This window comes from Sporosarcina sp. FSL W8-0480, from assembly GCF_037963765.1.
GTDB lineage: Bacteria > Bacillota > Bacilli > Bacillales_A > Planococcaceae > Sporosarcina.
This window is the reverse complement of sequence record NZ_CP150166.1, coordinates 1,356,090-1,375,687: the sequence shown is the minus strand read 5'-3', so window position 1 is coordinate 1,375,687 and position 19,598 is coordinate 1,356,090. Positions and strand designations below refer to the sequence as shown.

The 19,598-nt window shown below is 40.5% G+C and carries 20 protein-coding genes; 10 read left to right on the top strand and 10 right to left on the bottom strand.

Going from position 1 to position 19,598, the window contains the following annotated elements:
- Positions 1 to 298: 298 nt before the first annotated feature.
- Entirely contained in the window at positions 299 to 1,327 is a 1,029-nt protein-coding gene (locus tag NSQ43_RS07170) for an extracellular solute-binding protein (RefSeq protein WP_339254295.1), read from the bottom strand.
- Positions 1,328 to 1,580: 253 nt separating this feature from the next.
- On the opposite strand from NSQ43_RS07170, the gene phnD reads away from it, so the two are divergent.
- The 3 genes from phnD to NSQ43_RS07155 are packed head-to-tail and all read left to right on the top strand — an operon-like array spanning position 1,581 to position 4,534.
- Complete coding sequence (gene phnD / locus NSQ43_RS07165; protein ID WP_339254292.1) at positions 1,581 to 2,477, top strand: phosphate/phosphite/phosphonate ABC transporter substrate-binding protein; 897 nt, start codon at positions 1,581 to 1,583, stop codon at positions 2,475 to 2,477.
- Positions 2,464 to 3,885 (top strand): ATP-binding protein, encoded by a 1,422-nt coding sequence (locus NSQ43_RS07160; protein WP_339254289.1) that lies wholly within the window; start codon positions 2,464 to 2,466, stop codon positions 3,883 to 3,885. Before phnD ends, NSQ43_RS07160 begins: the two co-directional genes overlap by 14 nt.
- A 4-nt stretch (positions 3,886 to 3,889) precedes the next feature.
- Positions 3,890 to 4,534: a response regulator transcription factor gene (locus NSQ43_RS07155; RefSeq protein ID WP_339254287.1), complete on the top strand. Its 645-nt coding sequence runs from the start codon at positions 3,890 to 3,892 to the stop codon at positions 4,532 to 4,534.
- A 49-nt stretch (positions 4,535 to 4,583) separates the two neighbouring features.
- Here the strand turns inward: NSQ43_RS07155 and NSQ43_RS07150 are convergent, their stop codons facing one another.
- Positions 4,584 to 5,075, bottom strand: coding sequence for a hypothetical protein (locus NSQ43_RS07150; protein ID WP_339254285.1), 492 nt, complete (start codon positions 5,073 to 5,075; stop codon positions 4,584 to 4,586).
- A 201-nt stretch (positions 5,076 to 5,276) separates the two neighbouring features.
- On the opposite strand from NSQ43_RS07150, the gene NSQ43_RS07145 reads away from it, so the two are divergent.
- Positions 5,277 to 7,286, top strand: coding sequence for an alpha/beta fold hydrolase (locus tag NSQ43_RS07145; protein ID WP_339254283.1), 2,010 nt, complete (start codon positions 5,277 to 5,279; stop codon positions 7,284 to 7,286).
- Between the two features lie 274 nt (positions 7,287 to 7,560).
- Here the strand turns inward: NSQ43_RS07145 and NSQ43_RS07140 are convergent, their stop codons facing one another.
- The 5 genes from NSQ43_RS07140 to NSQ43_RS07120 form a co-directional block, all read right to left on the bottom strand.
- Positions 7,561 to 7,941: a retropepsin-like aspartic protease gene (locus NSQ43_RS07140; protein ID WP_339254281.1), complete on the bottom strand. Its 381-nt coding sequence runs from the start codon at positions 7,939 to 7,941 to the stop codon at positions 7,561 to 7,563.
- A complete protein-coding gene (locus tag NSQ43_RS07135; RefSeq protein WP_339254279.1) occupies positions 7,938 to 8,186 on the bottom strand; it encodes a hypothetical protein in 249 nt (82 codons plus the stop codon). The genes NSQ43_RS07140 and NSQ43_RS07135 overlap by 4 nt, the downstream gene beginning before the upstream one ends.
- A 92-nt stretch (positions 8,187 to 8,278) precedes the next feature.
- The gene (locus NSQ43_RS07130) at positions 8,279 to 8,923 is read right to left on the bottom strand and encodes a hypothetical protein (protein WP_339254277.1); all 645 of its coding nucleotides are present in this window, start codon (positions 8,921 to 8,923) and stop codon (positions 8,279 to 8,281) included.
- A gap of 78 nt (positions 8,924 to 9,001) precedes the next feature.
- A complete protein-coding gene (locus NSQ43_RS07125; RefSeq protein ID WP_339254275.1) occupies positions 9,002 to 9,991 on the bottom strand; it encodes a WYL domain-containing protein in 990 nt (329 codons plus the stop codon).
- A 210-nt stretch (positions 9,992 to 10,201) separates the two neighbouring features.
- Positions 10,202 to 10,432 carry a hexameric tyrosine-coordinated heme protein gene (locus NSQ43_RS07120; RefSeq protein WP_339254273.1) on the bottom strand — a complete coding sequence of 77 codons (231 nt, stop codon included), beginning with the start codon at positions 10,430 to 10,432 and terminating at the stop codon, positions 10,202 to 10,204.
- Between the two features lie 172 nt (positions 10,433 to 10,604).
- Here NSQ43_RS07120 and NSQ43_RS07115 point away from each other — a divergent pair, with 172 nt between their 5' ends.
- Positions 10,605 to 10,856, top strand: coding sequence for a hypothetical protein (locus NSQ43_RS07115; RefSeq protein ID WP_339254271.1), 252 nt, complete (start codon positions 10,605 to 10,607; stop codon positions 10,854 to 10,856).
- A 439-nt stretch (positions 10,857 to 11,295) separates the two neighbouring features.
- On the top strand, positions 11,296 to 12,231 hold the full coding sequence (locus NSQ43_RS07110; protein ID WP_339254269.1) for an RNA polymerase sigma factor: 936 nt from the start codon (positions 11,296 to 11,298) through the stop codon (positions 12,229 to 12,231).
- 329 nt (positions 12,232 to 12,560) lie between these two features.
- Here the strand turns inward: NSQ43_RS07110 and NSQ43_RS07105 are convergent, their stop codons facing one another.
- Complete coding sequence (locus NSQ43_RS07105) at positions 12,561 to 13,133, bottom strand: VanZ family protein (RefSeq protein ID WP_339254831.1); 573 nt, start codon at positions 13,131 to 13,133, stop codon at positions 12,561 to 12,563.
- 431 nt (positions 13,134 to 13,564) lie between these two features.
- On the opposite strand from NSQ43_RS07105, the gene NSQ43_RS07100 reads away from it, so the two are divergent.
- On the top strand, positions 13,565 to 16,168 hold the full coding sequence (locus NSQ43_RS07100; protein WP_339254267.1) for a cation-translocating P-type ATPase: 2,604 nt from the start codon (positions 13,565 to 13,567) through the stop codon (positions 16,166 to 16,168).
- 260 nt (positions 16,169 to 16,428) lie between these two features.
- Here NSQ43_RS07100 and NSQ43_RS07095 read toward each other — a convergent pair whose 3' ends face one another.
- Positions 16,429 to 16,866 carry a cell wall hydrolase gene (locus NSQ43_RS07095; protein ID WP_339254266.1) on the bottom strand — a complete coding sequence of 146 codons (438 nt, stop codon included), beginning with the start codon at positions 16,864 to 16,866 and terminating at the stop codon, positions 16,429 to 16,431.
- Positions 16,867 to 17,160: 294 nt separating this feature from the next.
- On the opposite strand from NSQ43_RS07095, the gene NSQ43_RS07090 reads away from it, so the two are divergent.
- The 3 genes from NSQ43_RS07090 to NSQ43_RS07080 are packed head-to-tail and all read left to right on the top strand — an operon-like array spanning position 17,161 to position 19,008.
- Positions 17,161 to 17,538: a GntR family transcriptional regulator gene (locus NSQ43_RS07090; protein ID WP_339254264.1), complete on the top strand. Its 378-nt coding sequence runs from the start codon at positions 17,161 to 17,163 to the stop codon at positions 17,536 to 17,538.
- Positions 17,538 to 18,419, top strand: a complete 882-nt coding sequence (locus NSQ43_RS07085) for an ABC transporter ATP-binding protein (protein WP_339254262.1) — start codon at positions 17,538 to 17,540, stop codon at positions 18,417 to 18,419. Before NSQ43_RS07090 ends, NSQ43_RS07085 begins: the two co-directional genes overlap by 1 nt.
- Positions 18,400 to 19,008, top strand: a complete 609-nt coding sequence (locus tag NSQ43_RS07080; RefSeq protein WP_339254260.1) for an ABC-2 transporter permease — start codon at positions 18,400 to 18,402, stop codon at positions 19,006 to 19,008. The genes NSQ43_RS07085 and NSQ43_RS07080 overlap by 20 nt, the downstream gene beginning before the upstream one ends.
- Before the next feature lie 162 nt (positions 19,009 to 19,170).
- Here NSQ43_RS07080 and arsC read toward each other — a convergent pair whose 3' ends face one another.
- Entirely contained in the window at positions 19,171 to 19,590 is a 420-nt protein-coding gene (arsC, locus tag NSQ43_RS07075; protein ID WP_339254258.1) for an arsenate reductase (thioredoxin), read from the bottom strand.
- Positions 19,591 to 19,598 lie beyond the last annotated feature (8 nt).

The window sequence follows — 19,598 nt, the reverse complement described above, 5'->3', positions numbered from 1 at the left end:
AATGATATCTACATTAACAAAGGGACAGTATATCGGAGAATTCACTTTAGGGTCCGGCATTCTGAGTGTTAAATCTGGTATAGAGGGAATTGTATGGAACTGTAAGAGAGAAAAAGGAACTCCAGAAGTCGAAATCCATCAGGTACTGTGGTGCGGTGAAAACAAGTACACGGTCATTTTAAACTATTATAAAGAGACAAAGACTACTATTTATTAAGCGCACTCAAATCTTTGAGTGCTTTTTCTATGCCTAAAAAACCCTCTCCAAGTCAGTAGACTCGAAAAGGGTCAATGTCATTTACTTTATCTTATCCTTCCACTCATTCCGAATTCGATCATAGTTTTCATTCACCCAGTCCATATCAAGAATAGCTGCGTGGGATTTAATATCCGCTAAATTCAATGGAGTTTTTGACTTTACTTCAGGATGGACAGGGATTAGGTTCCAGTCTGCGATGATTTCTTGGGCTTCTTTACTAAGCATGAATTCCAGGAATTCTTTTCCTGCTTCTGGGTTTGGTCCATCTTTTACAAGAGCTGCTGGGTTCACTAAAATTGGCGTTACATCTGGGAGGATGAAATCCACTGTTTCTCCTCTTTCTTTTTGGTCATACGCCATGAAGTCGAACCCTATTCCGATCAGCGCCTCTCCCATTGCAACTGCGCTTGTTGGCGCGGATCCGGAGTCTGGGATTGAGTTTGCCTGGTCAGCAAGCTTTTGGAAGTATTCCCACCCAGCTTCTTCGCCATGTTTCATCATATAGCTCATTACCATTAACGTAGACGTTCCGGATGCGGCCGGATTAGGGAATTGTATTTGCCCTTTCCACTTCGGGTCCAATAGATCTTCCCATGTTTTTGGTGCTTCTTCTTCTGTTACTAAATCCGTATTGTACGCAAAACCAAGGACTTGAACCTGTACGCCAACGTAATAGTCGTCCTCGTGCTTCATTTTAATGCCATCCTCAACGACTGCCCAATCTTTGGCGCTTTGAGGCATGAATTGGCCTAAGATATCTTTATCAATTGCAGATTCAAATGCAAGAATCCCGCCGCCACCATTCCAAATGTCAGCTTTTGGGTTACTCTTTTCCGCGATCATTTGGTTGACCAAGACGTTTGTTCCAGCATAATGGACGTTCACTTTTATACCATGTAGTTCCTCAAACTTTTTGGCTAACTCTTCGGAAAACCCTGGAGTATGTGGTGAGTATATCGTCAACTCTCCCTTTCCTCCCGCCTTGCCCTTCTCACCCGCACATGCACTCAATATTAGCATGATACATACAATGAGCATTAATGAAATACGTTTTTTCACTTTCATCATGATACTCCCCCTTGTTGGATTAATTAGCCCGCTTGAAAGAAAGCGCTTTCATCCCTTTTCAAATAAATACTCTTCCCCTTTTTCAGACTAACGTATATGAATACAGCAAACTATCAGCAAATATCTGATTTACTGTCAGATATTCTCCTACACGAAAAATAGTTAACTACTGAACAATCAAATAATTAATTATTTTGTGTTATAATTGGGATAAATTTCTGCTTTGGTGCAACGCGAAAATGTGGAGGAAAACATGACTGAGTGGATAAGGATATTCGTAATCCTAACTTTTTCTTTATTTATAACTGGATGTGAACAGGACCGTTCATCTAATAAAATCATCTTCGCTGAACCTGACGACTCCCCAATTGACTATCAAGTTGACGATGCTCCCCTTCGTGTAGCAATTTCAAGTGTGCTTTCTCCGACTGATACAGTTATGTACTATCGGGAAATCGCAAACTATGTTGGTGAGCAGCTTAATCGGCCAACTATTTTAATCCAGCGTAAAAGCTATAGTGAGATTAATAACTTGATGATAAAAGGAGGCGCGGATATTGCCTTCTTTCCGACTGGTGCCTATATTACGATTCGTGACTTTGAAGGAATTGAGGCAATCGCCATGCAAGAACGTATGGGACTCCCCTATTATTACGGGTATATCGTCGTACATAGTGAAAGTGCAATTGATTCTTTGATTGATTTGAAAGGAAAAAATGTTGCGTTTACCGACCCTTTTAGTTATTCAGGTTATCTTTTTTTCGAAAAGCAATTGGAGACTATAGGGGAAACTCCTGAGCATTTTTTAGGTCATTATACTTTTACATACAACCACGAAAACACACTCAACGCGGTTGTCGATAGAATCGTCGATGGTGCGGCTGTTAACTCATTCGCCTTGGACCGAGCCAAGCTTCAACAGCCTGAATTAATGAACCGCCTGAAGATCATCATCCAATCTAAACCGATTGGAACAGGTCCTATCGTCGTTAGAAAGAATTTACCGGACGAAGAGAAAAAAATCATTATGGATAGTTTCCTATCCATGCACGAACAGGAAAATTTATTGCCATCACTGCAGGGTTTATCTATTGACCGATTCGTTCCGTTTGAACCTGGCCTATATGAGGTTTTCGATGAAATGGATTAATAGATTAAAGATCAACCAAAAAATATTAGGATCCATAATCGCTTCCTTATTGTTTCTCTCTTTACTATTAGGGATTATCATTTGGAATTCGCTTACGGATACGATGGCGAAGGATCTTAAAAAACATGGTGAGTCTGTCGCAGAGAATATTGCAGCGATGAGCTCCGACTACATACTGATTGAGGACTATTATGCAATTCATCTTTTGATCACAAGGGCTCGGCAGGCAAATGAAGATATCCGCTATATCCTTGTATTTAACAGTAAGCAAGTGCTTGTTGGACATACCTTTCCGGATTATATCCCTAAAGGCATCTTGAACGCACATACTCCTCAGGGCATCGAAAAAGATTTGGCGATACTCTCTTCTGATGAAGGGAGAATCCACGATGTACTTGTCCCGATTGAAGATGGTGAAGTAGGATTCGTTCGAGTAGGGATGTCGGAGAAGTTGCCAAGAGAATATACCTTATCCAAAATAGGCGATCTGATCTTAGGTACTTTATTAGTTTGCCTAATCGCTGTAGGCATCGCTTATATTACGACGCGCATCATAACGAAACCTATTGAAACACTCGTGGATACTGCTACAGGAATTTCCGCAGGCAATTTATCCTTAAGAGCACCGGTTGTGGATGATGAAGACATCGGAAAATTAGTAAGGGTGTTCAACGAAATGGCTGATAATCTGATCAGCTCGAGGTCAAAAGTCGAAAAGCTTTTAGAGGAATTACAAGAAAAAGAACGACTTCGGGATACGTTAATCTCAAAACTGCTTTCAGCACAAGAGGATGAGAGAAAAAGGATATCACGCGAACTACATGATGAAACAAGCCAAGCCCTTGCTTCACTAATGGTGACGATGCGGGTATTGGCCGATGAAGCCGAGGATAAGGAGCAAAAAGCATTATTGTATACAAGCAGAGATATCGCAGCGGGCATTTTACGGGAAATCAGGGATTTGGCTGTGGAGTTAAGACCACCTATTTTAGATGATATGGGTTTACTGCCAGCGATCAGAAAATACATCGAAAATTTCAAGGAAAAGTATTCGATTGAAGTCACGCTTGAAGCTCCCGAATATCCCATTCCATTAGATGATCATAGTAGTTTGGCATTTTATCGGATCACTCAAGAATGCCTGACCAATATCGCCAAGCATACGGTGGCGACTACTGTCATGATAAAAATTTGGATGGAAGACAGCTCCATCAATATTTCTATTCTTGATAACGGGCAAGGTATACAAAAAGCTGATTTCGAAATGGCTCGAGAGCAAAATAGGATTGGAATTTATGGAATGCAAGAGAGAGCCGAATTATTAGGCGGTCAATTTTTAATCCGAGAGGCAAGTACGGGTGGAACCGAAGTTATTGTAGCCATTCCCATACATCAGAAGGAGGGATAGCCCGTTGGAAGAGAAAACAAGCATATTGTTAGCGGATGATCACGCTCTGGTTTTAGCCGGGTTAAAGTTACTGTTGAAGAAAAGACCTTCCTTTCATGTGATAGGAGAAGCAAAAGACGGACATGAGGCAATCAGGCTTTACAATACCTTACAACCGGATATCTTAATATTGGACATCTCGATGCCAGGCTTGAATGGAATCCAGGTTTTGACGGAAATAAAATCCACGCATAAACAAGCAAAGATCATTGTCCTAACGATGCACGAAGACGAAGATTATGTTTCTTTAGTGATGCAGGCAGGTGCGTCAGGCTATATCCCAAAAGCCGCATTTGATGAAGAATTGTACACCGCAATTGACACGGTAATGGCTGGCCACATCTACCTTCGACCTAAAGAAATACGTTCTGTCATAAAAAGTATGCAGAATGAAACTGATGCTAAAAACCCTTTCATCCTATTAAGTCCACGCGAACGAGAAATCCTGCAATTCCTTGCTAAAGGGTTCTCATTAACCGAAACCGCTGAGGAATTAATGATTAGCATAAAAACGGTCGATACCCACAAGACACGAATTATGAATAAAATAGGCATATCTAAAAAATATGAGCTTGTTGAGTATGCGTTGAAATATAATTTGATAGTCTAAAAAAGAGCCAACCGCTTTAAAGCAGTTGGCTCTTTCACATACGTTCTCTCTAACAAAGTACGATTATTTTAGACGGTGTCGTTTGAGCTGGAATGCTTCTTGTAGAAGCTCCATAGATGACAACAAGATCTCGGTTTGCAAGATTGCCGGTAAAATCTTGGCCGTTTTCGAGGATGATTTCTGTTTGCCTCGATGGTTTTAATAGTAACATGCCGTCGCTGCTTAGTAATTGGCTGTTGAAGAAACTCACTGTTACAGAGTAATCCGTATGGACTTTCGCCATCACGATCGCCCGATATTGCGGAGGGTATATTAACGGCACTGGCGCATTCGCATCGTAATAACCGGTCACGATGTCACCGACCCTCACTTTTTCATGTCCAACAAAATAAGTCATTGGCTCAATAACAAAATTCACTGTCGAACCGTCCATATCTGTCAATGTAAATAATTTGTAACAGCCTGCATTTGGATCGTTTGTCATGATTGGAAAGTCTTCGATCCCCATCACTCTACCAGTAAAAGATAGAAAGTTCGTCAATTGCATACCTCCATCATTAGGATGTTCTATACATAGTATGCAAATAAATTATTAGGTGATGGCTTGAAGGAAAAAGATGTTAGGCTGCATCAAACCCCCTATACAAATCAACTAAATCATTGCATATGTGTATTTATGACAGCGTATACTCTATTGGGTTTATTTCCATACCCGAAATATATTATGCCAAAGGGGGGTATTATGAAAAACCTAAAGAAACCGTTCGTTTGGGCAGTGATCTCCTTGCTGCTTATTTTAGTCGGTAGTATAGCGGCTTCACAGTTTAACAGTTCCGCTGGAGACGTAGATGTATCAAGAATTTATTTCGAAACACCAAGAGGGGAACTTTCGGGTCTTTTATATAAACCGAAGGATGCTACAGAACAGCCTAAACCGACACTTATCACGACACATGGCTATTTGAACTCTGCTGAAATGCAAGATGCCCAGGCGATAGAGATGTCGAAGAGAGGGTATGTCGTGTTGGCGTTGGATCAGTACGATCATGGCCATTCGACAGGGACGATGGAAAAGCCGATACCGTTTTTCTCGTTTTGGCCACATGCCATCTATGATGCTGTCCAGTATATGTATGGACAGGATTATGTATTGAAAGATGAAAATGGGAATGGGATTATCGCGGTTTCGGGCCACTCCATGGGTGGATTTTCTTCTACTCACGCTGTCATGTTGGATGAAGTTGATTTTCAGGAATCGGGAGTTCGGAAGATTTATAGTTCTCTGACCCTCGGATCCGATTATCAATGGGTGAAAACATTAGGGTATAGCGTGGATGATATTAACAACTCTTATGGCCCAAGAACATCTGGCATGGTTGCTGCGCAGTATGACGAATTCTTCTTTGGCGCATCAGCGGGTGGTACAGTTGTAAAGAAGAATTATGTTGGAACAGAAGAGGGCCAAGGATTCCTTGGTAATCCCGAGACTTCGAAAGCCGGGGAAATTTACGATGTTAATGGCGGCAAACGAGTAATCTATCAACCGAATGAGACGCATCCATGGAACCATTTTTCTAAGCAGTCGACCGCATATGCAATCGGTTTTTACGATATGGCATTTGCTGATTATAACGACCTTGTGAAGGTTGGCAAGGATGGACAGTCATGGATGTTTAAAGAGTTTGCTTCATTTATCGCACTGATTGGATTCTTTATACTGGTACTTCCAGTTACATCATTATTATCCAAACTGCCGTTTTTCGCTTGGATTCACACTAAAAAACCAGCCCCACTGCCTGAACCGGTAACAATCGGGTCAAAGTTCGCAAGATATTTAACAATAGTATTTGTCGGATTGTACCCTGCCCTGTTCTTCTCCGCATTGTATGGTGGCGATGTTTCCGGAATGAGATTGCTACGGCAAATAAGTATGATTTTTATTGTACTGTCTGCTATTGTTTTCATTCTCTCCTGGATTAGAAATTTAGATAAGAATGTCAAAACAGGTTCCTTTGTTTTATTTGTGTTAAGCGGGATTCAATATATTATTTTAAGGGAGCAAAGTAGATTCTTTGCGACAACCGAGAATTTCGGGGCACCGATTGTGAATTCAATTGTTTACTGGGCAATAAATGTGGCGATTGTAATGCTTTTGGTCACGGTTTGCTATCACTTTGTTTCTAAGAAACCTGCAGGCGCGACAATCGAGAATTATGGAGTAAAGGTGCATATTAAATCAATTGTGGCTTCATTTGTAACAGCCGCTGTAACTGTTGCGATCGGGTATGGTGTCTTGTATGCAATTGATGCAATTTTCAAGGTCGACTTCCGACTTTGGACATTTGCGGTTAAAACGTTCGAGCTTCATCACTTAATCGCCATGCTTAAATACGCACCCCTTTTCTTCATTTTCTACTTCATCATAGGGATGACGGTAAACATCAATACCGCAAGTGCGAAATACGACGGAATGAAAGGCTACCTAATTTCTATTCTGCATTTCGTGGGCGGATTGGTCCTTTACCTGATCTATCAATATGGATTATTATTCACGACGGGAACAGCAGGATATCCGAGTGAATCACTGTCCTCTATTATTGTGATCGGTCTTGTGCCTGTCTTAATCATAGCTGCCATATTCAATCGTTACCTCTATCGTAAAACGGGGAATGTATATGTAGCAGCCTTTATTAATACATTGCTAATGACAATGGTGACGGTCGCTAATACGACGCTTTATACGATATTTTAGATTGAATGCAAATAGTAACCATCCTGTCGGTTATGCGGGGATGGTTACTATTTTATTTTGGTGTAGACAACAATGACAATATCCCTTCCCCACTGCCACCAAGGAGTTTATCCGAAACCATTCCCTTTCTAAATCCGTACATTGAATATGCGATAACCATTAAGGGGTGAATTGAGTGAAGGGTACCAAGTTTGATAATTATTTTTTCACTCAAGATTTATCTGCATTAGAATAGGAAGCCAATCAAATAGTCTGATTGGCTTCTCATAAATCATTATTCACTTTGAACCATTACTAAGTCCTTCAAATCAATAATAAATTGACCGTCCAATAAGATATCCAGTCCGATGAGGCCATTTATGCCCCACTCATGCAAATTACCAAAATCTAATTTCATTTCTTTTATTTCATGAGTTCCAAACTTGATGAGATCCACAGGCTTCCGAAATGAATATTCCACTCCTCCAATACCATATGAACTAACTAAAGGATCTCCATTCTCAAAAAATATGCCCAGATCTTCGACGATATCAGTGGAAATCAGTGTATGTGCTGCTCCCGTGTCAACAACAAGCTTGTCCAGTCTTTTAGATTTATTTTTATAAGAAATAATCATCTCTACTTCTAATAACTGATTTACTACTCCTAGCTTCATAACCTTATTCCTCTGAAGCCGGTAGGGTTTCTCATTTCAATTTCAATTTTTTCAGTTCCTGTATGATAAACAATAGTATTCCCTTTTGCCCGCAGTAATTCTTTCGTAGCTGTATTAGGGTTTTCAATGACATTTATTAAAGCTACATCAGTTACAATTTTTCTGTCTTCTTCTACGTGAAAGTCAAGGATATTCAGTTTTACGTATTGATTCGGGTATAACCTACGTACTTCTTCCCATTTCATTTGTAAAGCCCTCCTTGTTTCGTTTCTTGCCTTAATCATAGCATAATCCATAGCGCATCTACATCAATAGCAAACAGTATTTTCCATATTACTTACTCCACAAAAAAGAATACCGGCGATCCTTCGCTTGAATTATACGAAACCTTGAAGTCATCTCCTATTTTCACTTGGTTGACAATATAGCCTTCTGCAGTGCCGCCATTGTATAGCTCTTTAGATAACTCATTTGGGACGACTGCGAATGCCCAATCATATACTTCGCCATCATTCGAAACGAATTTGAAATTCCCGCTTGAGAAGTACAAGCTGTCGTCTTCCGTTTCGGATTCTTTTAGGAACCCTCTCACTTTCACCATTACATATTCGAAGCCCTCTGCTGCCGGTTCATTGAACATATTCTCTTTTTCAATTAGAGACCATGCTTCTTCGCCGCGGATTGTTTCAAGAAGTGTGATCTCGACGAATGATTCATAGGAATTAAAGCTATCATCGTAGATGTTCTCTTTCACGGTAATTGTATCTCCGAAAGGCAATGGATTTGAGCGGGTGCCCACAGGTTTTTCTTTTTCTTTTTCTTTTTCTTCAACTTCTTCCGCCGCTTCAGTTTCATTATTCTGGACATCCGCCGCAGCATCATTATCGGATTTCACTTCACGGGTATTTTTTTCATCGATATCTCCACAAGCTGCGACTAAAACAAACATGAACATGCTACAAATCATCATTAATTTTCTCATATAAAACCCCTCCTTGTTTTTGTACTCTTTCATTGTAATTCCACGAAAAAAATAACCTTTGCGGATATCCACAAAGGTTTACTGATATTGGTCAACTACTTTTTGGGCTTCCTCTTTCATTCGCGAAACGAGTTCTGCAGGATGGATGACTTTGACATCACCGCCCCAACGGAATAGCCAACGGACTAAGCCTTCACTCATCGCTACTTGCGCTTTTAATAGGAAGGATCCGTCTTGCTGGGCTTGAATATTGGCACCCACTCCAAAACGATCGATGACGATGTTGATGAGGGAATCGGCAAACCTCGCTTCCAATGAAATCATTTCGCCGCCAAACATATGAAACATCTTGCTTGTGTACTCATGGAGATTAAAATAGGGGTCTGGAACGAACTGTTCTTCATACACTTGGACATTACGCATCCGATCGAGCCGGTATTGCCTAACCTCATCTTCCACAATGAAATGTGCTATGAGATAATAGCGATCATTATTCCAGACGAGTGCGAGCGGATGGACGAGATAGTCCTGCCCTTCATTGCTCAAATGGAATTGGAGGTCTGTCCCGTAACGACCGTATTGAAAAGCAACGACTCGATTGTCGTGGATAGCTTCATGCAATAGCTGGACAGTCGCAACAATTTCACCCGACTCTTTCGCTGACGGTTCTGCAACATGGAGCACATTCGTCAATTGCTTCGCCAATCTCTTGCTTGTCAACTTACGGATTTTCATAAGAAGGCGATCGGTTTCCTGTTTGGAAATGAATTTTGCGGCACTGATGGCATCCATGAGTAGACGAAGTTCATGGATTTCAAATGGCCTGCCGTCATAATAATAATGTTTCGACATTCCCTTTTTCTCTTGAACCGCTGTCACCGGGAAAACGATTGAATCTTCGAGCGCAGCCACATCATCCCTCACTGCCCCGATGCCGACTTGCATGTCGCCGTGGAAATAACTATGTATATCATGGATGGACAACACTTCATCCTCATCCGAAAAAGCTTCTAAAATGCGGATCACTTCAAGAAGACGTTCCCTCGCTGTCAACGGATTCAGGGTCATTGTTATCATCCTTTCAGGAGATGTACTTTATTTACATTATACGGATTTAACAACATAAAAAGCCACCACTTTTTGCACTGCACCCTGAAGGTTAGATTTTGACCCTAACCTTTTAGGGTGCACTAAAAAGCAAAACTCCAATGGCTTTTTATATTCCATAAATCCCTTTTACTTATTTTTTACAGTGCTTTCATAACAAAGATTTATCATTTACTGATTCCAATAGTTATTGGCAAAAGCAACGGTTTGAAAATGTATGGCAATAACGTGTGAGGTTGCTATTAAACTATCCGCATTCGTTGAATAAACTGGACGTAACATTTTTCTGATTTCCTCAGATGGTTGTGTAAGTAAGATCCCCTTTTGCGCGAGCTTAACTGCTAATTTATAACCTTCTTCCGGATTTTTTGTGCGCAGCGTTTGCAGCTGGTCGTTCGGCATTTCTTTCACTTCCTTTGCGCGATACTAATGTTATCGTATGCAAACCGAAGAGTGATTGTTTAATTGTAATGGACAATCATTGTCGTCCTGTCTTTCTGAACGGAGATATAGTTGCCCATCCTTTAAGTCTCCCTGCATATAATACAAAACAACCAAGATGCGGGGGGATAGGATGGAAAAGAAATTCGATTTTACAGTGAACATAACAAGTAAGGCATTACAAAAGGCTTGGGAATTAATGAAATTAGCAAATGATCCGAACATCAACGCAGAAGAACTTTTAGTGTTCGCTGATAAAAAAATTGAGGCTTTTACTGGGTTATTGGAAACGGGAATTTTCACGGGAGCTGCGAAAGAGGAAATAATTGAGGCAAAAAAAATAGCAATCATGGCGCAAAGAGTAATCAAACGACGGGTCGAATAAGTAATAAGCGGTTGTTGGGGAGAAAACATCGATAAATAAACTATGCGGAGACACAATTCACATGTGAATGAGTGTCTCCTTTTTTGTTGAGATACCTTTGTAAAGGTGCCTGCTTTGTAAAGGTGCCTGTGCAAGACACATTTATGGTAATTCAGTAGTTTGAATAAAAATGCAAACATATAATATTAAAACCTTGTAGATGCAACATTCAAGGTTTTTTATTATGCATACACAATGAATATTCTCTATTGTGTGCTGCACAGGCACCTTTACAATTGTGTGCTGCACAGGCACCTTTACATAAAGTGAGAACCGCAAATAGATTGTCAACCAAAAATTGTAGGGCTTTATTGTGCTAAGATAAATTTTTAATGGGAATTAGTATAATTCTCCTCATCTTATTCGTTATACATATGAAGGAACTAAAGGGGGCTATACATTGGGTGAACAGAAAGTTAATCAGGTTATTGAGCTGTCGCGGGAATTTCAAAAGGAATTCGAAACAGTCATTGCGGATTTGGGAGATGGATTATGGAAGTATTGTCGCTATTTGACGGGTTCTCCGTGGGATGGTGAGGATCTTTATCAGGAAACGATGTTAAAGACGATGGGGAGTTTATATCAACGGTGGCATGTTACAAATCTCAAATCATATCTTTATCGTATTGCGACAAATACATGGATTGACCATTGTCGTAGAGAAAAGCGAAACCTTGGAACGTTGTCTGAAGATGATTTGCCTACAGCCGATTTTTCTGATCATCTGGAGCTTGAAGAGGCCTTGGAACAGCTGTTTTACCTTTTCACTCCTAAGCAAACTGCTGTCTTTCTCTTAAAGGAGATCTTCCAATTCAATGCAGACGAAGTGGCAAGTATCATAAAAACAACACCAACTGCTGTGTATGCTGCAACAAGAAGGATGAAGAATAAGCTGAAGGATATGCCTGAGGGAAATAGGTCGAAAACGGAGCCTACTGAAAGTGAACATCAAGTCATCCAGACATATTTAAAGGCAATAGCTGATGGCGATGTGGAAGGTCTTCTTGAATTATTCAGCGACCAACCCCATTATGAAGCCTCCCTTGGTTTTCTTGAAACTACGAAGGATGAAATTCGAAATGGGTCATTACAATTTGGATTGCCTGGCCACAAAGCGAAACAATATATACTATGGGGTAGGCCAGTCATTGTCGTTCTATCAGAATCAGAAAATGGCCCACTTATCCATGATATTCAGTACCAAGAGATTGAAAATGGAAAAATTGTTATGAGTCGAAGTTACTTTTTCAGGAGAGAATTTATCTTTGCTGCATCAAAGGAGTTAGGCATTCCTCCGCAACTCAATAAGCCGCCTGTGAATTGGGAGAAGGCATAATTAGTAGAGGGATGAATAAAGCTTGATGCAAATACTTGGCAATTTACTTAATTGGATTATTCGCTCAATAAAATTCAAAGGTTTATAATACTGGTGGAAGTTAATCATAGGTAACGTAGAACTAAATACATTTAAAGGTGAGACAAATGGAGCATTTGAGGAAATCACAATTGAAGCATCGATCCAGGCACCAGTGGAAAAGGTCTGTAACGACAAGGATGGCAAGCGATATTAGATAATTTTAAACGATATGCAGAACAAACAAATAAATCCTCATAATCCTAAAAGGCGGTATCTGTGGTTATCCAAAACCCACAGATACCGCCTTTTTAAAACCAAAAGCCAAATGTCTTTTCAAGATATGGTGTGATTGTATTGTTAAATATCCACGCAATAAGGAACATCAGCAAAGTTAACCCCGTTATGGACAATCCCATAGAAACCCAATACTTTTTCGAAGTATTCATACGTTCGCTTATTTTATATGAGCAAAAGCCAATTGTTGCACCCATTGTATTTATAATAATATCCTCAACATCAAAGCTTCCTAAATAAGTTATTAGTTGAACAATTTCCATACATAGAATAAAAGACACAAATAAGGTAATCAACTTAGCATATGTTTTAAAGTGATGTTCAAATACTATTGGCACAAGTATACCAAACGGAATAAATGCTATAAGATTACCAAGAGCAAAGATCCAGAGTTTAATAATATCAATTGAAAAATGTTTTGGGAGCCACAAGGGAATTCGAAGAGGTATTAACGAATATCGATATTCTTGGGACCCTACAATCTGCGGACGTCCAAATCCGAAAAACATAAAGTATACCAATATAGCTACATATACACCTAAGAGTATAGATAGAAGTTTCTTTTTATTTTTTAGTTGTTGTATCATTTGCACATTACTTCTCCAGTCTACAAATATACTTTTTTCGAGCTGCCCATTATATGAATTAGTCGACGAAAATTATATTTTAAAGCAATTATGCAGATAATCATAGTTTTTTAAACTCCCACAACTTAGCATTGGTACCTTTGTAAAGGTGCCTGTGCAAGACACATTTATGGTAATTCATTAGTTTGAATAAAAATGCGAATGAACAATATTAAAACATCATAGATACAACATTCAAGGTTTTACATTATACATTTACGGTGAATATTCTCTATTGTGTGCTGCACAGGCACCTTTACAATCACATTCTCTTTACAATCCTCTTACAATCCTTGGAATACGAACCACGACCGCCTGCATAGGATGATACCGAAGATTGGACAACCTTTTGGGGTTGCCCGATATGGTTTTTCGACTGGAGGGGGAATTGGATGTTAGCCTATCACCGACTGTCTGCGGATGAGGTCATGAAGTCACTCGAGGTGACTCCGCATGGTTTAAATGACGATGATGTGGAGATGCGGCGGGACAAGTATGGCTACAATGAATTGACGGAGGGAAAGAGGACGAGCTCCATAGCTGTTTTCTTTGGTCAGTTCAAGGATTTGTTAGTCATCATTTTGTTGGTCGCCGCTTTTGTTTCATTTCTGTTAGGAGAAGTCGAAAGCACGATTGTTATACTGCTTGTCGTTATTGTGAATGCAATATTGGGGACTGTTCAACATGCGAAGGCGGAACAGTCATTGGAGAATTTAAAGGCGTTGTCCTCCCCCACTGCAAAAGTGATGCGGAACAACCAGCTCATTGAGATTGATTCGGAAGATATTATTGTCGGGGATTTACTGTTGCTTGAGGCCGGCGATTTCATAAGCGCTGATGGACGAGTAATTGAATCCTTCAATTTGCATATTAATGAAAGTTCGCTGACCGGTGAATCCTTGGCGGTGGCAAAAAGCTCAGCGCCGCTTGGTGAAGCACATGAAACGATTGCCGATCAGAACAATATGGTGTTCGCCGGCAGCTTTGTCACGAATGGACGTGGACTTGTCGCCGTTACTGCAATCGGGATGGAGACCGAAATCGGGAAGATCGCGAATTTATTGGATACTGCAAAGGAAAAGAAAACCCCTCTCCAAATAAGCCTGGATCACTTCGGGGAAAAGTTGGCGCTTGGAATTACGATGATCTGCGTAGCAATTTTCACGATCGACCTCATTCGTGGCCGTGAATTGGTCGAGTCATTCATGTTCGCTGTTTCGCTCGCTGTTGCAGCAATCCCTGAAGCCCTTAGTTCGATTGTGACGATTGTATTGGCGTTCGGAACCCGGAAAATGGCGAAGGAAAACGCGATTATCCGGAAGTTGTATGCCGTTGAAAGTTTAGGCAGCGTATCGGTCATTTGTTCCGATAAAACCGGGACGTTGACTGAGAATAAAATGATAGTTCAGCATGTGTATGTAGACGAAAAAGTCATTCCGCACGATCAATTACATCCGGAACATCCGATTCAAAAGAAACTCCTTCTACAGGCACTGCTCTGCAACGATGCGTTAAGTCAGAATGAAAAAGAGATCGGTGACCCTACTGAAATGGCGCTTGTGAAGTTAGGGAGACAGCTCCTTTTTGATGAATTGCTTGTCAGGAAGCATCATCCACGGGTGGCGGAACTTCCTTTTGATTCCGATCGAAAGCTTATGAGCACTTTGAATGACATGGGTAATCAAACCGTCATGATTACAAAAGGAGCGGTCGATGTCCTCCTGCCGAAAATCGTCAAAATCGAGACCTCAAAAGGGATTGTGACGATGACGGATGAACACCGTAGAAAAATCGAAGAGGTTAACCGAACCTTTTCCGAAGACGGATTACGAGTGTTGGCGATTGCCTATAAAGAACGAAGGAGCAACCGCCCTATTGATGTTAGGGATGAAATCGGTCTTACATTCATGGGATTGTTCGCAATCATGGATCCCCCAAGAAAAGAATCGAGAGCAGCGGTTGAAAGCTGCATTCAAGCTGGGATTAAGCCTGTCATGATTACGGGCGATCATAAAATAACAGCAATGTCCATCGCGAAGCAAATCGGGATTTTAAATGATCCTTCCGAAGCGATCGAAGGCCACGAAATTGAAAAATTGACTCGGGAAGAGCTTCGGGATCGGATTGAAGATTTTTCCGTTTTTGCCCGTGTCACACCGGAACATAAAATGCGGATTGTGAATGCCTATCAGGAAAAAGGACATGTTGTCGCAATGACAGGGGATGGCGTGAACGATGGGCCCGCCTTGAAGAAGGCCGATATCGGTGTGGCAATGGGAATCACCGGAACGGAAGTGGCAAAAGACGCGTCCTCCATGGTGTTGACGGATGATAACTTTTCAACGATCATCAAAGCGATTTCGAATGGACGAGGCATCTACACGAATATCAAAAACTCCATTCTCTTTTTATTATCAGGAAATGCAGGGGCGATTTTTGTCGTACTCTACGCGACAGTGTTAGGACTACCCGTCCCCTTCGCGCCAGTGCACCTGTTATTCATCAACTTGCTGACCGACAGCCTTCCTGCGATTGCAATCGGATTTGAGCCGCATAACAAGAGAGCGATGAAGGACAAGCCAAGGGATATCCACACACCTTTATTAACGAAAGTGTTTACGGCCCGGGTTGTTATGGAAGGAATCCTAATCGCCGTCGCCACCATCATCGCTTTTCGGACGGGACTCGAAACAGGAGATGTCGTAACAGCAAGCACAATGGCGTTCGCGACGTTATGCTTGTCCCGACTGGTTCATGGGTTTAACTCCAGATCGAAGGAATCCATCTTTACAATCGGCGTCTTTTCAAACAAGTACACATGGTACGCGTTCATCATTGGATTCATAAGTTTGCACGCCGTCCTGCTCATCCCGTCACTTTCAGGCGTTTTCAAAGTCGCCACGTTAAGCAGCACACAACTATTGCTCATCTATAGTTTGTCGATAATGCCATTCATCGTGAATCAGTGGTTTAAACTGTTGTTTGTGAGGAGATAACGGAGAGACTTTTCTTTTAAGGTACCTCTTTTTTTAAAGGTACCTGTGCAACACACATTTATGATAATTTAGCTATATGCATAATAATACAGCAAGTTCAAACTAAAACACATTGCTTACTATATCCTTATTTGAAATTCATGTATAATCAATGAATATTCTCTATTGTGTGACGCACAGGCACCTTTACAATTCCCAACTAAAAAACCCTTTTCAAGTCAATTGACTCGAAAAGGGTTAATGTAATTTCACCGATAAGACTAACTATAAACACTTTCACACGTACCCGCTGCAGGTTCATAGAAACAGTGGGCTTTAAATTGTCCTGTAAAAGGTTGCCCATACCAGGTCGGCGGACAAGGTCCGTAAGGATTGAAGTACCAAAGGGCGAATCTCGCTGGATGCTGTCGCCAATACTCCAAATTCTGCCTCGCTAATCTTTTTTCATTAGATCTCGCTCGTTCATAAAACAAATTCCCCTTTTGAACGGCTTCAAAGGAATAATTATTTCCTTGCACTTGAAAAATAACATCGTTGATCGTCCTTACATCCCTAAAGTCCAAGCAATCCGCCACGGCCCTGTTAACAATTACATTCCCTACATACAACATCCCCTGATTGCCTTCACCTTCAGCTTCCGCCCTCATCATCCTCGCCATCAGGTCAACATCATTTTCCCGATATTTGATTCTCGGCATTTTTCCACCCCAAATATATTATATGAATATATGTCAGTTTTCATGACAAATCCCCAACTCATGCGAGGTACCTGTGCAAGAAACATTCATGATTATTCATAAAATTTGAATAAATATTCACTGACTATTATTCCACCGCACCTTCAAATGAATAACCATGCAATTGTAGTGAATAAATTGAATTGTTCGGCGCACAGGTACCTTTAAATTTCAAATTCCACTTGCACATTACTCTCGTATTGTATATAGTGTATATAACGTGTATACACACTATAGTAAGGAAGAGGTTTTTTTATGCAAATTATCATTTCCAACACTTCAAAGGATCCAATCTACGAACAGATTTATGTGCAGATTAAGAAACATATTTTGACGAATGAATTACGGGAAGGAGAGGCGCTGCCATCGATGCGCCAGTTAGCGAAAGACTTGGATATAAGCGTCATCACGACAAAACGGGCGTATGAAGAGCTTGAGAAAAACGGATTTATTTATTCGATTGTTGGTAAAGGGTCATTCGTATCAGAGCAAAATAATGAAATGATTCTTGAACGGAAAATGAAAGTCATTGAAGAACAGTTACAATCCGCCATTGTGAACAGCAAGGAAATAGGGGTCGGATTAGCGGAATTACAAGAATTACTAACCTTGTTATATAAGGAGGAGACATGATGGAAAACGTAATTGAATTGCGAAATGTAAATAAGACGTTCAAAGGGTTTGAGCTGAAAGATTTTTCACTTTCAGTGAAGAGGGGCTTCGTTACAGGATTCATCGGTGGAAACGGCGTGGGTAAATCCACAACGATCAAGATGATCATGAATTTATTGCAACCGGACAGCGGTGAGATTTCGCTCTTTGGTTTGAACTATAAAAACCATGAAAAAGAAATCAAACAACGAATTGGCTTTGTATATGATAACAATATTCTATACGAGAATATAACGCTCTCAGAGATGAAGAAAATCATAAAACCTGCCTACAGAAATTGGGACGATACCCTTTTTAATCATTATATCAACCTATTTGAATTGCCGATGAAGAAACAGATCAAGACGTTTTCAAAAGGAATGATGATGAAAGCTTCCTTGACCTTTGCACTATCCCATCACGCTGAGTTGATCATCATGGATGAACCGACATCCGGGTTAGACCCAATATTTCGTAGGGAGCTATTGGATATCCTCCATGAACTCATGCAGGATGATGAAAAGACGATTTTCTTTTCGTCGCATATTACGACCGACTTGGACCGAATTGCGGATTATATTACGTTCATCCATAATGGCCGGCATATTTTCACGAAAGAGCATTATAAAATCGAGGAAGACTATGCGATTGTAAAAGGTGAAATGGATTTATTGGATCGCGATACGGAACAAGAATTTATAGGAATCAGGAGATCCAATCGTGGATTCGAGGCTTTGACGGCGAATAAACAGCGCACAGCGGGCATTTTCGGAGAGACAGTCATTTTTGAAAAGCCGACACTTGAAGATATTATGCTGTACACAAAGAAAGGAATTGATCACTATGCTGCATCTCATTCGTAAAGATATTGTTTTGCAGAAATATACATTGCTAATACTGTTGCCCATCTTATTTTTAGACTTATTTTTGGATGGCTCTCGGATCTACGTAGGAATTTTATTTTCCATTGCCATCATTATGCAAAGCTTTTTGACGGATGAGAAATCGTCTGTCCATTACTTGCTGAATTCTTTGCCTTATACGCGCAAAGAAATTGTCAGCTCCAAATACGCGGGTGCATGTGTGTTCATTTTCCTTGTCTTGCTAACAATTTTCATCGGGAATTTGGTCATTTATAAAGAGTTCGTTCCGTGGGGGCAATTATTATTTATAGCAGGATTTGTAGCTGTTTTTGTCTCCCTTGCTTTTCCATTTTCATATCTATTCAAAAGCCAATATTTGATGATCGCTTCTATTGTTTTGTTTGTCCTTTATTTTGTTATAGTTGCTAAATTTATACCAGATATGAACGATCGGATACGAGGAACTGTCCAAACACTCCTCTCTCTCGATGACGCTCTGTTGTATGGAGGAGCAATATTAGCAGTCACTCTTCTGTATCTTTTCTCTTGGATGCTCTCTGTGCGAATTTATCATCGGAAAGTTTTTTAATTTTTTAAGGTACCTGTGCAAGAAACATTCATGATTATTCATAAAATTTGAATAAATATTCACTGACTATTATTCCACCGCACCTTCAAATGAATAACCATGCAATTGTAGTGAATAAATTGAATTGTTCGGCGCACAGGTACCTTTACAAATTATAACCGTTTATTCTCTATTTTTAGCGAACAGTTCAATCCTTGCCCCTATCTCATCTCGTACACGCTGGAAAAACGCCCATTTTTCTTCATCAGTTCCTTCTGCTTTCGCAGGGTCATCAAATCCCCAATGAGCCCGTTTAACATGTGGAGGAGTCATTGGGCACTTATCAGCGGCATCTCCACAAAGCGTGACAACGAAATCTGCATTATTCAGTATCTGTGAATCGATAATATCAGAGGTTTGGTTTGAAATGTCGACGCCAACTTCATTCATCGCTTTAATAGCGTTTGGATTGACTCCATGTGCTTCAATTCCTGCACTAAGAACTTGCCATTCCTCACCAAGGTGTTTTTTAGCCCATCCTTCTGCCATTTGACTACGGCAGGAGTTGCCTGTACACAAGAAATACAGTGTTTTTTTCGGCATAATTAATC

Bases quoted from the DNA above. Each gene is read 5' to 3' on its own strand.
- NSQ43_RS07170 (WP_339254295.1), bottom strand. From the start codon at position 1,327: ATGATGAAAGTGAAAAAACGTATTTCATTAATGCTCATTGTATGTATC.
- phnD (WP_339254292.1), top strand. From the start codon at position 1,581: ATGACTGAGTGGATAAGGATATTCGTAATCCTAACTTTTTCTTTATTT.
- NSQ43_RS07160 (WP_339254289.1), top strand. From the start codon at position 2,464: ATGAAATGGATTAATAGATTAAAGATCAACCAAAAAATATTAGGATCC.
- NSQ43_RS07145 (WP_339254283.1), top strand. From the start codon at position 5,277: ATGAAAAACCTAAAGAAACCGTTCGTTTGGGCAGTGATCTCCTTGCTG.
- NSQ43_RS07140 (WP_339254281.1), bottom strand. From the start codon at position 7,941: ATGAAGCTAGGAGTAGTAAATCAGTTATTAGAAGTAGAGATGATTATT.
- NSQ43_RS07135 (WP_339254279.1), bottom strand. From the start codon at position 8,186: ATGAAATGGGAAGAAGTACGTAGGTTATACCCGAATCAATACGTAAAA.
- NSQ43_RS07130 (WP_339254277.1), bottom strand. From the start codon at position 8,923: ATGAGAAAATTAATGATGATTTGTAGCATGTTCATGTTTGTTTTAGTC.
- NSQ43_RS07125 (WP_339254275.1), bottom strand. From the start codon at position 9,991: ATGACCCTGAATCCGTTGACAGCGAGGGAACGTCTTCTTGAAGTGATC.
- NSQ43_RS07120 (WP_339254273.1), bottom strand. From the start codon at position 10,432: ATGCCGAACGACCAGCTGCAAACGCTGCGCACAAAAAATCCGGAAGAA.
- NSQ43_RS07115 (WP_339254271.1), top strand. From the start codon at position 10,605: ATGGAAAAGAAATTCGATTTTACAGTGAACATAACAAGTAAGGCATTA.
- NSQ43_RS07105 (WP_339254831.1), bottom strand. From the start codon at position 13,133: ATGATACAACAACTAAAAAATAAAAAGAAACTTCTATCTATACTCTTA.
- NSQ43_RS07100 (WP_339254267.1), top strand. From the start codon at position 13,565: ATGTTAGCCTATCACCGACTGTCTGCGGATGAGGTCATGAAGTCACTC.
- NSQ43_RS07095 (WP_339254266.1), bottom strand. From the start codon at position 16,866: ATGCCGAGAATCAAATATCGGGAAAATGATGTTGACCTGATGGCGAGG.
- NSQ43_RS07090 (WP_339254264.1), top strand. From the start codon at position 17,161: ATGCAAATTATCATTTCCAACACTTCAAAGGATCCAATCTACGAACAG.
- NSQ43_RS07085 (WP_339254262.1), top strand. From the start codon at position 17,538: ATGGAAAACGTAATTGAATTGCGAAATGTAAATAAGACGTTCAAAGGG.
- NSQ43_RS07080 (WP_339254260.1), top strand. From the start codon at position 18,400: ATGCTGCATCTCATTCGTAAAGATATTGTTTTGCAGAAATATACATTG.
- arsC (WP_339254258.1), bottom strand. From the start codon at position 19,590: ATGCCGAAAAAAACACTGTATTTCTTGTGTACAGGCAACTCCTGCCGT.